Below are 13,941 nucleotides of genomic sequence, written 5' to 3'. Positions count from 1 at the left end.
CCGGGGCCGGGCTCAGCCGGAGAACACCGTCTCGCGCACCGACATCGCCACCAAGCCGACCGCGGGCGTGACCGCCGCCGTGCAGCTCGCCTTCCTCGGCGCCGCCACCTCCCGCTCGACCACCGTCACCGACCACGCACGACCCGAGACGGCACGCACCACCACCCGCCAGCCCTCGGCGACCGGATCCACCGTGTCCACCGACAACACGTCCGGGCCAGCCAACCCGCTCGCCGCGCGCACCGCCAGCTCCGCCACCTGCCCCGGACCCGGCCACGTCGACCGGCCACGACACCCGTCGACCACCACCGCCGAGCCGCCGTCGAGCAGCCGTTCCGCCGCCGCCACATCCAACCGGCCGTAGGCGTACCCGGTCGGCAGCAGCACCGCGGTGGGGGAGAACCGGTGCCCGCCGATGTGCGTGCACTCCCACACCGCGTCCCCGCGGCTGGCCGCCAACGCCGCCGCGATCGGCCGGCCGAGCAACGCGCAGCACACGTCCCGGCGGCCGTTCGTGCACACCAGCAGCAACCGATCCGGGACCGCCGCACCCAACAGGCCGGGCACCCCCGCGCCGGCCTGCGCGAAGTCCAGGTCGAGCAGCTCCTTCGGGTCGTTCACCGTGGCCCGCTCCAGCCACGTGCCGCCCGGCGTCGTGTGCGCCAGGTACACCTGCCGGGGGACCGGGCGGTGCCGGTCCGGGTGACTACCCGGCCGGCGGATCAGCACGACCCGCACCCCGGTGCCGGCGGAGAGCCTGGTCAGCTCACGCGCCACCCCCTCGTCGAGGTGGCTCGCCGACAACGCGTCCCGCCCCCACGGGCCGGGCTGCTCCACGCACAGCCAGGACCGGGCCACCGCCGCCGTGCCGGCGAGCGGTTCCCCGATCGTCTCGGCCACCGCCGAGCAACGCAGACCGTCCATCCACACCAGACTCTCACGACCCGTCGAACAACGAACGCGACCCTCATCCTCTGCTCGAGTGATACCCCAGCTCGTTCGGAGGTAAATCAATTCACCCTGCGAATAGGGTGGAGATCATGCGTCTGAAGGTCCCGTACGCCGATCCGGGCGTACCGGACACCCGGGGGCCGGGGCGCTACCTGTGGTGGCTGGTGCGGAAACAACCAGGACGGGTGAGCCTCGGCGTCCTGCTCGCCAGCACCTGGATGCTCGGCCTCGTCGTGCAGCCCTACCTGCTCGCCCGCGCCATCGACGACGGCCTGCGCCCCGAGAACCTCACCGCCCTCGGCACCTGGACCCTCGCGCTGCTCGCCGCCGGCGCCGCGAACGCCGCCATCGGCGTCCTGCGGCACCGCACCATGACCTTCATCCGCCTCGACGCCGGGTTCCGCACCGTCCAGGTCGTCATCCGGCACGCCGCCGCCGTCGGCGCCGAACTCCCACGCCGGGTCAGCACCGGCGAGGTCGTCAGCATCGGCGCCGCCGACCTCGACCGCGTCATGCGCACCATGACCGTCACCGGCCCCGGCGTCGCCGCCGTCGTCAGCTACGCCGTGGTCGCCGTCGTCCTCACCGGCATCTCCCCGCCGCTCGCGCTCGTCGTCCTGCTCGGCCTGCCCGCCCTGATGCTCGCCCTCGGCCCGCTGCTCAACCGGATGCGGGACACCGAGACCGCCTACCGCGAACAGCAGGGCGCGCTCGCCGCCCGCGCCGGCGACATCGTGGCCGGGCTGCGCGTGCTGTGCGGGATCGGCGGCAAGGACCGCTTCGCCGGCCGCTACCACCGCGACTCCTCGGCCCTGCGCGCGAGCGGCTACCGCGTCGGCGCCTTCTCCAGCTGGATCGAGGCCATCGCCGTCGGCCTGCCCAGCCTGTTCCTCGCCGCCGTCACCTGGCTCGGCGCCAGGATGACCGCCGCCGGCGACATCACCGTCGGCGAACTCGTCGCCGTCTACGGCTACGTCGCCATGCTCGCCACCCCCATCTTCTTCCTCATCGAAGGCGCCCAGGACATCAACCGCGGCCTGGTCGCCGCCCGCCGCGTCACCCGCGTCCTCACCCTCAGGCCCGCCACCACCGACCACGCCACCACCCCCTGCCCACCCGAACCCGCGGCCCTGCACGACCCCACCTCCGGGCTCACCGTCCACCCCGGCGAGCTGCTCGCGATCGCCGCCGCCCACCCCGCCGACGCGCTCGCCGTCGCCGACCGGCTCGGCCGCTACACCGACTCCGACGCCACCTGGGGGAACGAACCGCTGACCGCCATGCCCGTCGCCGAGGTCCGCCGCCGCGTCCTCGTCGCCGACAACGACGCCCACCTGTTCGCCGGAACACTCCGCGACACCGTCACCCCCGGCCACGCCGTCACCGACGAGGCGATCGAGCACGCCATCCACACCGCCGCCGCCGGGGACGTCCGCACCGGCCTGCCCGACGGACTCGACTCACCCGTCGACGCCCAGGGCCGCGACCTGTCCGGCGGCCAACGCCAACGCGTCCGCCTGACCCGCGCCCTGCTCGCCGACCCCGAGGTGCTGATCCTCGTCGAACCCACCTCCGCCGTCGACGCGCACACCGAAGCCGCCATCGCCACCCGCCTCCGCGAACACCGCCGCGACCAGACCACCGTCGTCGTCAGCACCTCACCGCTGCTGCTCGACCGCGCCGACCGCGTCGCCTACCTCCTCGACGGCCGCGTCGCCGCCACCGGCACCCACACCGACCTGCTCGAACGCGAACGCGGCTACCGCGAACTCGCCCACCGAGGCGAGGAACTCGTGCCGTGACCGCCTACCAACTGCCCGTCGCCGGCCGCGCCGAGGTCCGCCGCGCCCACCGCGACCTCGTCCGCGCCGACCGCACCGGCACCGCCCTCGTCCTGCTCACCACCTGCCTCGCCGCCGCCACCGGCCTCGCCGCGCCCTGGCTCATCGGCCGCATCGTCGACCACGTCGAAACCGGAAACCCCGACACCGGCACCATCGACCTCCTCGCGCTCGGCATCCTCGGCTCCGCCGCCGCCACCGTCGTCCTCACCCGCTTCGCCCGCTACCTCGCCCACCGCTTCGCCGAACGCGCCCTCGCCCGCCTCCGCGAGGAGTTCGTCGACAACACCCTCGCCCTGCCAACCAACGTCGTCGAACGCGCCGGCACCGGCGACCTGATGGCCCGCACCACCGCCGACATCGCCACCGTCGGCACCTCCCTGCGCGACGCCGCCCCCGAGGTGTTCGTCGGCGCACTGCAGACCCTGTTCATCATCGGCGCCACCGTGCTCGTCGACCCGATCCTCGGCCTGTGCGCGGTCGTCGGCGTCGTCTGGCTGTGGTGGCCAGGCCGCTGGTACCTCCGCCACGCCCGCCCCGCCTACCTCGCCGAGGGCACCGCCAACTCCGACATGTCCGAAACCCTCGCCGCCACCGCCGCCGGCGCCCGCACCGTCGAGGCGTTCGGGCTGCGCCACCGCCGCGTCCACACCGGCGACCAGCGCGTCCGCGACGCCCACCGCACCCGCGTCCGCACCCTGTACCTGCGCAGCGTGCTGTTCGGGCAGGTCGACGTCGCGTTCGTGCTCGCCACCGCGCTCGTCCTCGTCGCGGGCGGCCTGCTCTACGTCAACGAGCTCACCAGCCTCGGCGCCGCGGTGTCCGCCGCCCTCTACACCACCCGGCTCGCCGACCCGCTCAACCGCGTGCTCATGTACCTGGAGAGCATGCAGCGCGCCAGCGCCTCCCTCGCCAGGCTCAAGGGCGTCCAACACGCCGCCGGGGGAGCGGCACCGACCGGCGGCACACCCCGGGACGACCGCATCGAGGTCACCGACGTCCGCTACGCCTACACCGACCGCGACGTCCTGCGGGGCGTCGACCTCGCCGTGCGGCCGGGGGAGCGGCTCGCGATCGTCGGACCGTCCGGCGCCGGCAAGTCCACCCTCGGCCGGCTGCTCGCCGGCGTCGACACCCCCCGCGCCGGCACCATCACCGTCGGCGGGGTCCCCGTCGCCGACCTGCCGCCCGAAGAACTACGCCGCCGGATCGTGCTGGTCACCCAGGAACACCACGTGTTCATCGGCACCGTCCGCGACAACCTCGCCATCGCCGCACCCACCGCCGACGACACCCGCGTCCTCGACGCCCTCGCCGCCGTCGAAGCCGACTGGGTACACACCCTGCCCGCCGGCCTCGACACCCCACTCGGCGCGGGCGACACCACCCTCGACCCCGCCCAGGCCCAACAACTGGCGCTGGCCAGGGTCCTGCTCGCCGACCCGCACACCGTGATCCTCGACGAGGCCACCGCCCTGCTCGACCCCACCACCGCCCGGCACGCCGAACGCGCCATGGCCGCCGTGCTGGCCGGCCGCACCGTCATCGCGATCGCGCACCGCCTGCACACCGCCCACTACGCCGACCGCGTCGCCGTCATGGCCGCCGGCCGCGTCACCGAACTCGGCACCCACGACGACCTGGTCGCCGCCGGCGGCGAGTACGCCGCCCTGTGGCGCTCCTGGCACGGCCGCTGACCACCACGTGACTCAACTTGGGGTCGTGTTCGCCGCGCGCAGGTCGTCCAGCGCCGCGAGGGCGTGGTGCGCGAGCCCGCTCGCGTCGTCCGCCTTGAGCCGGGGACCGGCCGACGCGACCGGGCCTGCTGGCGGACCTGGAGAACATCGAGCCCTGAACCCGCTACTTGACATAATGTAGATTATCGAACAACGGGATGATCGTGGCGGGGAGCGGTGCCGGACCGTGCCGGATCTTCGCGAACAGCCGGTTCAGGCCGCGATTCAGGCCGCGGTGGCCGCCTCCACCAGAACCCGTTCGACCCGCGCGATCAACGACGCCCGGCGCAGGCACCAGACCCGGAACGCGCGCCGGTCGTTGTTGTCCAGCGCCGCGTCGATCTGGACCGCCGTGTTCAGGATGCAGACCTGCAGGCCGCTGATCTCCGCGCTGCTGTCGGACCTGGATGTCGTTCCGCTCATCGAGACCACCGCCAACGGGCTCGAGGTGATATGCCTCGGTCCATCGTCGCGCCCGGTACTCAAGCGGCGCTTGAACGTCACTGGGCCGTACTGCCCTCGGCGACCGGGCCCGGTTCGTCGAGGGATCGCGGGTTGCGGCGCTTCCACGCCACGTGCGGGCGCGCGAGCAGCGTCGTCAGCGGCTCTGGCTTGCCCAGGTGGAATCCCTGCGCGACCCGCACCCCGAGCCTGGCCAGCGCGTCCACCTGGGAGGCCCGCTCGACCCATTCGGCGACCACGGAGATCCCCAGGCCGCGGGCGATGTCGACGATGCCCTGCACCAGCACGGTGTCGCGGCTGCCGTAGTCGATCCCCCGGACGAACTCGCCGTCGATCTTGACGCCGGTGATCGGTAGCTGTTTCAGGTGGACGAACGAGCCGAAGCCGGCGCCGAAGTCGTCCAGGGAGATCCGGCAGCCGCTCGCGCGGAGCCGTTGGGCGAGGCTGCGGGCGGCGGACAGGTTGGTCACCGCGGCGGTCTCGGTGATCTCGAAGCCGAGCCGGCCGGGTGCGACGCCGGCGGCGGCGAGGCGGCGGACCACGAAGTCGCCGAAGTCCTCGTCCTCGAGGGTGCGGCCGGAGACGTTCACGTTGAACCGCAGGCCGGGGTACGGGTGCGCGACGAGCGTGTCGATGGCGGTGCCGATGACCCAGCGGTCGATGTCCAACACGAGGTCGCTGCGTTCGGCGGCGGGCAGGAACTCCCCCGGGCTGAGTCGCGGTTCGCGGCCGTCCTCCAGGCGGAGCAGCAGTTCGTGGCCGACGACCCGTTTGCTGCCGAGTTTGATGATCGGCATGGCGTGCAGGGCGAATCCGCCGTGGGCGATGGCGTCGCGGATCCGGTCGTGCACGGTGACGCGGAGCGCGGTGTCGGCGTAGTGGCCCTGTTCGTAGACGGTCACCCGGTTGCGTCCGGCGGATTTCGCGGCGTGCAGGGCGAGGTCGGCGTTGGCGAGTACGGCCTGCCAGCTCTCGCCGGGGTGGAAGCCGGCGACGCCGGCGCTGATGGTGACCCGGGTGGTGTCCGCTCCCCCGTTTTCGGTGAGTGGGAGTACGGCGACGGCGGCGCGTAGTTGGTCGGCCAGGTCCAGGGCGGTGGGTTCGTCGGTGTCGGCGAGGACGGCGGCGAACTCGTCGCCGTCGAGGCGGCCGAGTGCGTGCCGCTCCCCCAGCCGGTCGTCGAGGTGTTCGCGGAGGGCGGCGGCGATGGCGCGCATCACACGGTCGCCGGTGGGGTGGCCGCGCAGGTCGTTGATGTCCTTGAAGTTGTCCAGGTCGAGCAGTAGCAGTGCGCCGGTGCCGCCGTGGGCGAGCCGGCGTTCCAGTTCGCGGGTGAGGGCGCGGCGGTTCAGCAGGCCGGTCAGCGGGTCCTGGTCGGCGAGGCGCACGAGTTCGGCCTGCCAGGCGGTGCGTTGCCGGCGGTCGATGCCGGTGGCGCGCCAGCGGCTGATGTCGGCGACGCGGTAGAGCAGTTGGTCGTCGCGGAACTCGGTGCAGCGGACCTCGAGCCAGCGCTGGTCGGTGCCGTCGCGGGTGGACTGGGAGATGACCAGGCCGTCGTGCGGGGTGTCGGGGGCGCCGGTGAGCAGGGCGGGCAGGGAGCGGCCGGTGCACTGGTCGACGGTGAGGTCGAGCAGGTCGGCCATCAGCCGGGTGACCCAGCGCAGGTGGCCTCGGCGGTCGGTGATGGCGAAGCCGGCGTCGGCGGCGTCCAGGACGGCGTCGAGCATCCCCGCGTCGGAGCTGCCTTCGGTGCTCATCCGGGTCGCCTCGTCGTTGCTCGGTACGGCAATTGCGCACGAAGGGTAGTTGATAGCCCAGTTCAGCGCAGCCGCTCGACCCCGATCGCGTGGTTGGCGACACGCTCAGCGAGGTTGGTGAGTTCGTCGGGGGTGGCGCCGTCGCCGGCGGCGGTGGCGACGTCCTCGGCGGCGCAGCGCAGCTGGAACAGCCGGTCCTGCAGGTCGGCGAGCTCGGCGGCGGACAGTACGACGGCGTCCTCGGGCAGGCCGCCGCGTTGCACGGCCGAGCGGCGTTCGTAGGCGCGTTGGCGGCAGGACTGGCCGCAGTAGCGGCGGGGCCGGCCCCGGTTGGTGTTCCCGTTCGTTCCGGCGGTGCGGTCGGGTTCGGGCAGGCGGACGCCGCACCAGCCGCAGTGCCGGGCCGCACCGCGGGAGGGCGCGCGGGAGGGGATGGTGGGGAGCGCCATGTGTGCGACGCTATCTCGCCACTGTTCGTGCACCCGTTCGGCACGCCGGTGGGGCACACTCGGCGGTGTGCAGGACAGCGTGCGTGACCATGCCTTCTTCGCCGGCCCGTACCCGAGGGCGTTCGTCCACCGGGGCTGGCACTACGACGACCTGGCCGGGATGGAGAACTCGTTGTCGGCGTTCCGGCGCGCCTCCCAGGAGGGCTACCACTACCTGGAGACCGACGTGCACGCGACCAGTGACGGTGTGGTGGTGGTGCACCACGACCCGGTGCTGGACCGCACGACCGACACCCGTGGGGTGGTGTCCCGGTTGCCGTGGTCGGCGGTGCGGCGGGCGAAAATCGCCGGCCGGGAGCCGGTGTCCCGGTTGGAGGACCTGCTGGAGGAGCTGCCGGACGCGTTGCTGAACATCGACGTGAAGGCGGAGTCGGCGATCGAGCCGCTGGTGCGGACGTTGCGGCGGACGAGGAGCCTGCACCGGGTGTGTGTGGCGTCGTTCTCGGAGGCGCGGCTGATGCGGGTGCGGCGGGTGGCCGGTGACGGGCTGTTGACGTCGATGGGGACGAAGGCGATCGCGCGGCTGTGGGCGTCGGGGCGGCTGCCGCGGTGGGTGCTGCGGCGGGGCGGCTACCAGCGGATCGCGCAGGTGCCGGTGCGGCACGGGCGGCTGACGGTGGTGGACAGGCGGCTGGTGGCGGCGGCGCGGCGGCGTGGGATCGAGGTGCACGTGTGGACGATCGACGATCCGGCGCAGATGAACGAGCTGATCGACCTCGGGGTGGACGGGTTGATGACCGACCGGCCCGGGGTGTTGCGGGACGTGCTGCGTGACCGGGGGTTGTGGGCGGCGGCGGCCTAGCCGTGCGGACGCCTAGCGCAGGGATTCGGCCAGCCGGACGGCGTCGGCGCGGGTGAGGTCGCCCTCGACGCGGTAGGTGATGCCGTCGGCCTGCCAGATGAGGGTGGTGGCGGCGAGGCGGGCGGGTTCCTCGTGGGGGTGGCCGTCGGGGTCGAGGTAGCGCACGGCGTGGGGTCGGGGAAGCCACAGGGCGTAGGCGTCGCCGACGCGGGTGGGAACGGCGTCGGCGGTGTGCGAGAACTTGAGGAACAGCGGGTCGAGGGTGCCGTCGATCTGGTCGACGCGCACCCCCTCGTGGTGCAGGGTCACCACGCGGGGTGGGGTGCCGCCGGCGACGCGGACCTGGTGGGGGTCGCCGAGGATGGCCGGGGTCTTGAGGGGGAAGTCGGCGAGGTCGCGGGCCTGGTCGAGGGTGACGGTGCGTTCACCGGGGAGCGGCACGGTCCTGGACGCCTCGGGTGGGGGTTGGTGGGTGAGCTGGACGGCGCCGACCCGGAGGAGGTCCAGGACGGCCGCGCGGACCTGCGGGGAGACGGCCATGGCGGCGCCGAGGGCGAGGAGCAGGGCGATCACCGCGGCGGCGAGGCGCGCCAGCAGGACCCGAGGGCGGCGGGTGTGCTCGTCGAGTCGGGTGAGGACGGCGGTGGTGAGGGCGTCGCCGGACGGGGGTGGTGGCACGTCGAGGTGGGGGGCGAGGTCACGCAGCAGCGCCTCGGTGTCGGGGCGGTCAGTCACGGGTCACCTCCCGGGCGAGACCGGTGGGCAGGGCGCGGCGCAGCCGATCCAGGGCGCGAGACAGGCGGGACTTGACCGAACCGCGGGGCCAGGCCAGCACCTGGGCGGTCTCGGCCTCGGACAGGTCAAGGAAGTAGCGGCAGGCCAGGACCTGCCGGTCGCGGTAGGGCATGGCGTTGACCGCGGCGACCAGGGCGGCGCGGGCGTCGGCGGCGACGGCCTCGTGCTCGGGTTCGACCGGGTCGACGTCGCGTTCGGCCAGGCGCAGCTCCAGGGTTCGGCGGCGGCGCGCGGAGCGGTGCAGGTTGCTGGTCTCGTTGGCGACGATCCGCAGCAGCCACGGCCGGAACGGGGCGCCGTCGCGGAACGAGCCGAGCGCGCGGTACGCCTTCACGAACGCCTCCTGCACCACGTCCTCGGCGTCGTCGCCCGCGCCGAGGAGGTAGGCGGTGCGGTGGGCGAGCGCGCCGTGGCGGGCGACCAGGCGCGCGTAGGCGTCCCGGTCGCCGGCGCGGGCGCGGGCCACCAGTTCCCGGTCGTCGGTCGGGTCGTCGGTCAGGTTGTCCCTCCTCGGCTACCTGTCGTACACCGCCGGGGCGGCTCGGGTTCCGGGAACCGTGTCGGCTGTCGCGGTGTATCGGAAGTTATGGGAACGCGACGACTTCTCGTACTGCTGTCGACCGTGCTCGCTGTCGGGGTGCTCTCCCCCGCCACCGCGCACGCGGGTGCCTGGGCGGAGACCGTGCTGGACCCGCCGCCGGAGCGGGTGGAGCCGGCGGTGACGTACACGTTCGGGTTCTGGGTGCTCCAGCACGGCTCGTACCCGTACCAGGGCGGTGGCCTCGGGCTGGTCGCGTTGACCGCCACCGACGAGGACGGTGCGGTGGTGCGGTTCCCGGCGACGTCGGCCGTGACGCCGGGGCACTACGCGGCGGAGGTGGTGTTCCCGCACGCCGGGCGGTGGACGATCGGCGCCGAGCACGGGGTCCTGGCCAACGACGTGGACGTCGCGCGGGTGACCGTGCCGGGCCGGGTCGAGGTCTCCCCCAGCGACATGTCCACGCGCGCACCGCACGACTGGGGGGCGGTGCGGCCGAGCTTCCCGCCGTCGGCGCCGGACGCCGGGTTGTCCGCGCCCGACGGCTACGTGCCACCGATCACGACCGAACCCGCCACCGAGGAGCGCACCGTGCCATCCGCCGCGGCCGTGGACGAGGTCGTGGAGCCGCCGGTGTGGCCGATGGTCGCGCTGGGGCTGGGGGCCGTGGGGTTGACCGGGGGGTTCGCGGTGTGGTTGGGCCGCCGGAACGTCCGCGCGAACCGCGGGTAGCGCCAGGTAGCGATCCGCCGAACGGGGTACGGCCAGCACGACACCGTTCGGTATCGGCTGGTGTGTGCTGATCACCGTCCGGCACCCGAGCGATAGGGTCCGCCGTGCCACCCCCGGTTGGAGGATCGATGAGTGTCGTGGACGAGGGCGCCGAGACCGTCGGGAACGCGCCCGACCGCCGTCGCGAGCAGCGTGGCTGGGTCTTCTACGACTGGGCCAACTCGGTGTTCCCGACGTCGGTCATCACCGTGTTCGGGGCGCTGTACCTGACGGCGGTGGCCGGGGAGGCCGCGCTCGCCGACACCGCCACCAACGGGCCGAACCCGTGTCCGGCGCGCGCGGACGGCAGCACCGACAAGCTCGTCGACTGCCAGATCGACGTGTTCGGGTGGCACTTCCAGGCCGGCTCGCTGTGGGGGTACCTGCTGGCCGCGGCGACGATCCTCCAGGTGCTGGTGGTGCCCGTGCTGGGTGCGATCGCCGACCGCACCCGGAACAAGCGGCGGATGCTGGCGTTCTCGGCGTTCGGCGGTGCGCTGGCGACGGCGTTGATGGCGCTGGTCAGCGGCACCAACTGGGAGCTGGGGGTGGTGCTGTTCATCCTCGGCAACATCGGCTACGGCACGTCGGTGGTGGTGTACTACTCGTTCATCCCGGAGATCGCGACGGCCGACGAGCGGGACGGGTTGTCCACGCGCGGGTGGGCGTTCGGGTACCTGGGTGGCGGGGTCGCGCTGGGGTTGCAGCTGGTCGTGTATCTGGCGCACGAGTCGCTGGGGTTGACCGAGGGCAACGCGGCGCAGATCGCGTTCCTGATGTCGGGTCTGTGGTGGGCGGCGTTCACGCTGATCCCGCTGCGCCGGCTCAAGGACCACCAGCGCCCGCACGGTGCCGAAAAGGGCGACGACAAGGGTGACGAGCACGGCGTCGGTGTGGTCCTCGGCGGGTTCCGGGAGCTGCGGAACACGCTGCGGCTGGCGAAGGCCTACCCGTTGACGCTGGCGTTCCTCGGCACGTATCTGATCTACACCGACGGCATCGCGACGGTGGCGAACGTGTCGGCGCAGTACGGCAGCGAGGAGCTGGGGTTCGAGCAGACCGTGCTGATCGCGACGATCCTGATCGTGCAGTTCGTGGCGTTCATCGGTGGGGTGCTGCACGGGCTGGTGGCGCGCCGGTTCGGCGCGAAGCGCACGATCATGATGAGCCTGGCGGTGTGGCTGGTGGTGATCGGCGCGGCGTACTTCGTGCAGCGCGGTCAGGCGATGCAGTTCTACCTGCTCGCGGCCGGGATCGGGCTGGTGCTGGGTGGGACGAACGCGCTGTCGCGGTCGCTGTTCAGCCAGCTGGTGCCGCCGGGCAAGGAGGCGCAGTACTTCTCGATCTACGAGATCGGTGAGCGGGCGACGTCGTGGATGGGGCCGCTGCTGTTCGCCGCGGTGGCCGGGGCGACCGGGTCGTACCGGCCGGCGATCATCTCGCTGGTGATCTTCTTCGCGGTGGGGTTGGTGCTGATGTTCTTCGTGCCGGTGCGCAGGGCGATCCGCGCGGTGGGCAACCCGGAGCCGGCGGTGCTGTAGGTGGTGCTGTAGATAGGGTTTCGGCTCGTGGAGCCGATGCCGCCGTTTCTGACCGACGACCCGACCGACGCGTTGTCCTCGGTGCCCGCCGCCGGGTCGCGGCGGGCGGTGCCCGTGGTGGGGCACCTGCGTTTCTACTACGGGCCGATGGACTGCGGGAAGTCGACGCTGGCGTTGCAGGTGGACCACAACCAGGGCCGGCAGGGCCGCAAGGGGCTGCTGCTGGTGCATCTGGACCGGTCCGGGAAGCCGCAGATCACCAGCCGGATCGGGATCACCCGCACGGCGATCGAGGTGCACACCGGGGTGGATCTGCGCGACCTGGTGCGGGCGCGGTGGGCGTGCGGGACGCGGGTGGACTACGTGATCGTCGACGAGGCGCAGTTCCTCACCCCCGAGCAGGTGGACCAGCTCGCCGAGCTGGCCGACGACGTGCAGGTCGACGTGTACTGCTTCGGGATCGCGACGGACTTCCGCAGCCGGTTGTTCCCGGGGTCGCAGCGGTTGTTCGAGGTGGCCGACGAGCTGGAGCCGGTTCAGGTCGACGTGCTGTGCTGGTGCGGGCTGCCGGCGCGGTTCAACGCCAGGGTGCGCGACGGCGAGGTGGTGCGGGCCGGTGACACGGTGCTCGTCGCCGACACGGACACGGACACGGAACGTGATCTTCCGTCTTCATCCGAAATGACTACCGTGCGTTACCAAGTTTTGTGTCGTCGGCACTTCCGGCTGGGTGATCTCGGCCCGAACGTGGCGTCTCACGGGCAGCTCCAACTGACCTGAGCCATAACGCGCAACCCAGTACCCCAAGTGGGCGATGCCACAGAGCAATCCCGAGGGGTCTGCGTCACGAACAGGTTTGAGCGGTGTCTCTTCGGTGGAAGCTGTAGGCGAGGGGATCCCGCGAGTCACCCTGAGCAACTGACTGTGGCAAGCGGGAACGAATTGGCGCACCCAGGCGTTGCTCTTGGTGAGCACCACCCTGGCTCCAGCTGGAGCGGGAGCCGAACGAAAGGACGTCGCGATGGCCGACCGTGTACTCCGTGGAAGCCGACTTGGCGCGGTCAGCTACGAGACCGACCGCAATCACGACCTCGCGCCACGTCGCACCATCCGTTACGCGTGCCCGAAGGACCACGAGTTCGAGGTGCCCTTCTCCGACGACGCGGAGGTCCCGGCGGTCTGGGAGTGTCGCCTGCACGGCACCGCTTCCAAGCTGATCGACGGCACCGAGCCGGAGGCGAAGAAGGTGAAGCCGCCGCGCACGCACTGGGACATGCTGCTCGAGCGCCGGAGCATTCCGGAGCTGGAGGACCTGCTGGCCGAGCGCCTGCAGGAGCTGAAGGTGCGGCGCAGCCGCAGCGCGTAACACGCCGTAGCGAAAAGCACGGACAGGCGAATGCCACGCCCCGGACTCCCCCGGGCGTGGCATTCGCCTGTTGCGCTCCGCCTACAGCTCCGTGTTACCGCTTGCCGAGCAGGGACCGGACCTGGTTGCCTCGGCGACGCAGGCCCCACTTGGTCACCCGGATGAGGGCTTCGCGGATGATGTCGCCGCTCATCTTCGACTGGCCGCGTTCCCGCTCGGTGAACGTGATCGGCACCTCGACCACGGTGAACCCGGCCTCGATGGTGCGCCAGCCCAGGTCGATCTGGAAGCAGTAGCCCTGCGAGGCGACGTTGTCGATCCGGATCTTCTCCAGGGCCTCCCGCCGGTACGCGCGGAACCCGGCGGTGATGTCCTTCACCTTCGCGCCAAGCGCCATCCGCGAGTACAGGTTCCCGGCGCGGGAGATCAGCTGCCGGGACACCGGCCAGTTGACGATCCGGCCGCCGGGCACCCAGCGGGACCCGATGACCAGGTCGGCGTCGGTGAGCGCGTCCAGCAGCCGCGGCAGGTCCTCCGGGGCGTGCGAGCCGTCGGCGTCCATCTCGACCAGCACCGCGTAGTCGCGCTCCAGGCCCCACTGGAACCCGGCGACGTAGGCGGCGCCCAGGCCGTTCTTCTCGGTCCGGTGCATGACGTGCACCCGGCCCCCGCCGGACTCGGCGTCCGCCTTCGCCAGCTCGTCGGCGATGTCGCCGGTGCCGTCCGGGCTGCCGTCGTCGACCACCAGGACGTGCACCTTCGGCAGCGCCGCGTGCAGCCGGGTGACGATGGGTTCGATGTTGTCCCGCTCGTTGTAGGTCGGGATCACCACCAGCACCGGCTCGAGCTGGTCTGCCACAGCCATGCGT

Annotated in this window: 14 protein-coding genes; 7 read left to right on the top strand and 7 right to left on the bottom strand. The window is 72.3% G+C overall.

The genetic code is table 11. From position 1 onward, the window contains the following. Nucleotides 1-12: 12 nt before the first annotated feature. The gene (locus JT362_RS00990) at nucleotides 13-924 is read right to left on the bottom strand and encodes a ferredoxin family protein (RefSeq protein WP_260189054.1); all 912 of its coding nucleotides are present in this window, start codon (nucleotides 922-924) and stop codon (nucleotides 13-15) included. A 116-nt stretch (nucleotides 925-1,040) separates the two neighbouring features. Here JT362_RS00990 and JT362_RS00985 point away from each other — a divergent pair, with 116 nt between their 5' ends. Together JT362_RS00985 and JT362_RS00980 are read left to right on the top strand one after the other, a co-directional pair. Then, the gene (locus JT362_RS00985; protein WP_260189053.1) at nucleotides 1,041-2,753 is read left to right on the top strand and encodes an ABC transporter ATP-binding protein; all 1,713 of its coding nucleotides are present in this window, start codon (nucleotides 1,041-1,043) and stop codon (nucleotides 2,751-2,753) included. Then, a complete protein-coding gene (locus JT362_RS00980) occupies nucleotides 2,750-4,489 on the top strand; it encodes an ABC transporter ATP-binding protein (protein ID WP_260189052.1) in 1,740 nt (579 codons plus the stop codon). Before JT362_RS00985 ends, JT362_RS00980 begins: the two co-directional genes overlap by 4 nt. A 264-nt stretch (nucleotides 4,490-4,753) precedes the next feature. Here the strand turns inward: JT362_RS00980 and JT362_RS00975 are convergent, their stop codons facing one another. The 3 genes from JT362_RS00975 to JT362_RS00965 form a co-directional block, all read right to left on the bottom strand. Then, nucleotides 4,754-4,951: a hypothetical protein gene (locus tag JT362_RS00975; RefSeq protein ID WP_260189051.1), complete on the bottom strand. Its 198-nt coding sequence runs from the start codon at nucleotides 4,949-4,951 to the stop codon at nucleotides 4,754-4,756. Nucleotides 4,952-5,028: 77 nt separating this feature from the next. Continuing rightward, nucleotides 5,029-6,750 carry a putative bifunctional diguanylate cyclase/phosphodiesterase gene (locus JT362_RS00970; RefSeq protein ID WP_260189050.1) on the bottom strand — a complete coding sequence of 574 codons (1,722 nt, stop codon included), beginning with the start codon at nucleotides 6,748-6,750 and terminating at the stop codon, nucleotides 5,029-5,031. Nucleotides 6,751-6,812: 62 nt separating this feature from the next. Further along, nucleotides 6,813-7,199 carry a hypothetical protein gene (locus JT362_RS00965; RefSeq protein WP_260189049.1) on the bottom strand — a complete coding sequence of 129 codons (387 nt, stop codon included), beginning with the start codon at nucleotides 7,197-7,199 and terminating at the stop codon, nucleotides 6,813-6,815. A 79-nt stretch (nucleotides 7,200-7,278) separates the two neighbouring features. Between JT362_RS00965 and JT362_RS00960 the strand changes: the two genes are divergently transcribed. Next, nucleotides 7,279-8,061 carry a glycerophosphodiester phosphodiesterase family protein gene (locus JT362_RS00960; RefSeq protein ID WP_260189048.1) on the top strand — a complete coding sequence of 261 codons (783 nt, stop codon included), beginning with the start codon at nucleotides 7,279-7,281 and terminating at the stop codon, nucleotides 8,059-8,061. Between the two features lie 12 nt (nucleotides 8,062-8,073). On the opposite strand, the gene JT362_RS00955 is transcribed toward JT362_RS00960, so the two are convergent. After that, on the bottom strand, nucleotides 8,074-8,796 hold the full coding sequence (locus tag JT362_RS00955) for a hypothetical protein (RefSeq protein ID WP_260189047.1): 723 nt from the start codon (nucleotides 8,794-8,796) through the stop codon (nucleotides 8,074-8,076). Further along, entirely contained in the window at nucleotides 8,789-9,322 is a 534-nt protein-coding gene (locus tag JT362_RS00950) for an RNA polymerase sigma factor (protein WP_260189046.1), read from the bottom strand. The genes JT362_RS00955 and JT362_RS00950 overlap by 8 nt, the downstream gene beginning before the upstream one ends. A 120-nt stretch (nucleotides 9,323-9,442) precedes the next feature. Here JT362_RS00950 and JT362_RS00945 point away from each other — a divergent pair, with 120 nt between their 5' ends. The 4 genes from JT362_RS00945 to JT362_RS00930 all read left to right on the top strand — a co-directional run bounded on the left by JT362_RS00945 (nucleotide 9,443) and on the right by JT362_RS00930 (nucleotide 13,072). Beyond that, nucleotides 9,443-10,126 carry a hypothetical protein gene (locus tag JT362_RS00945; RefSeq protein WP_260189045.1) on the top strand — a complete coding sequence of 228 codons (684 nt, stop codon included), beginning with the start codon at nucleotides 9,443-9,445 and terminating at the stop codon, nucleotides 10,124-10,126. 128 nt (nucleotides 10,127-10,254) lie between these two features. Continuing rightward, nucleotides 10,255-11,706: an MFS transporter gene (locus JT362_RS00940; protein WP_260189044.1), complete on the top strand. Its 1,452-nt coding sequence runs from the start codon at nucleotides 10,255-10,257 to the stop codon at nucleotides 11,704-11,706. A 36-nt stretch (nucleotides 11,707-11,742) separates the two neighbouring features. Then, nucleotides 11,743-12,486 carry a thymidine kinase gene (locus JT362_RS00935; RefSeq protein WP_260189043.1) on the top strand — a complete coding sequence of 248 codons (744 nt, stop codon included), beginning with the start codon at nucleotides 11,743-11,745 and terminating at the stop codon, nucleotides 12,484-12,486. Nucleotides 12,487-12,727: 241 nt separating this feature from the next. Beyond that, the gene (locus tag JT362_RS00930; protein WP_260189042.1) at nucleotides 12,728-13,072 is read left to right on the top strand and encodes an RNA polymerase-binding protein RbpA; all 345 of its coding nucleotides are present in this window, start codon (nucleotides 12,728-12,730) and stop codon (nucleotides 13,070-13,072) included. 94 nt (nucleotides 13,073-13,166) lie between these two features. Here the strand turns inward: JT362_RS00930 and JT362_RS00925 are convergent, their stop codons facing one another. Continuing rightward, nucleotides 13,167-13,937, bottom strand: a complete 771-nt coding sequence (locus JT362_RS00925) for a polyprenol monophosphomannose synthase (protein ID WP_260189041.1) — start codon at nucleotides 13,935-13,937, stop codon at nucleotides 13,167-13,169. Between the last annotated feature and the right edge of the window lie 4 nt (nucleotides 13,938-13,941).

The organism is Actinophytocola gossypii (assembly GCF_025165815.1).
GTDB classification, from domain to species: Bacteria; Actinomycetota; Actinomycetes; order Mycobacteriales; family Pseudonocardiaceae; genus Actinophytocola; species Actinophytocola gossypii.
Note: the sequence above shows the minus strand (reverse complement) of the source record. Positions and strands in the feature narration are given on the sequence as shown.

What these genes read in the sequence shown, in the direction of transcription:
- JT362_RS00990 (WP_260189054.1), bottom strand. Translation starts at nt 924, where the DNA reads ATGGACGGTCTGCGTTGCTCGGCGGTGGCCGAGACGATCGGGGAACCG.
- JT362_RS00985 (WP_260189053.1), top strand. Translation starts at nt 1,041, where the DNA reads ATGCGTCTGAAGGTCCCGTACGCCGATCCGGGCGTACCGGACACCCGG.
- JT362_RS00975 (WP_260189051.1), bottom strand. Translation starts at nt 4,951, where the DNA reads ATGAGCGGAACGACATCCAGGTCCGACAGCAGCGCGGAGATCAGCGGC.
- JT362_RS00970 (WP_260189050.1), bottom strand. Translation starts at nt 6,750, where the DNA reads ATGAGCACCGAAGGCAGCTCCGACGCGGGGATGCTCGACGCCGTCCTG.
- JT362_RS00965 (WP_260189049.1), bottom strand. Translation starts at nt 7,199, where the DNA reads ATGGCGCTCCCCACCATCCCCTCCCGCGCGCCCTCCCGCGGTGCGGCC.
- JT362_RS00945 (WP_260189045.1), top strand. Translation starts at nt 9,443, where the DNA reads ATGGGAACGCGACGACTTCTCGTACTGCTGTCGACCGTGCTCGCTGTC.
- JT362_RS00940 (WP_260189044.1), top strand. Translation starts at nt 10,255, where the DNA reads ATGAGTGTCGTGGACGAGGGCGCCGAGACCGTCGGGAACGCGCCCGAC.
- JT362_RS00935 (WP_260189043.1), top strand. Translation starts at nt 11,743, where the DNA reads ATGCCGCCGTTTCTGACCGACGACCCGACCGACGCGTTGTCCTCGGTG.
- JT362_RS00930 (WP_260189042.1), top strand. Translation starts at nt 12,728, where the DNA reads ATGGCCGACCGTGTACTCCGTGGAAGCCGACTTGGCGCGGTCAGCTAC.
- JT362_RS00925 (WP_260189041.1), bottom strand. Translation starts at nt 13,937, where the DNA reads ATGGCTGTGGCAGACCAGCTCGAGCCGGTGCTGGTGGTGATCCCGACC.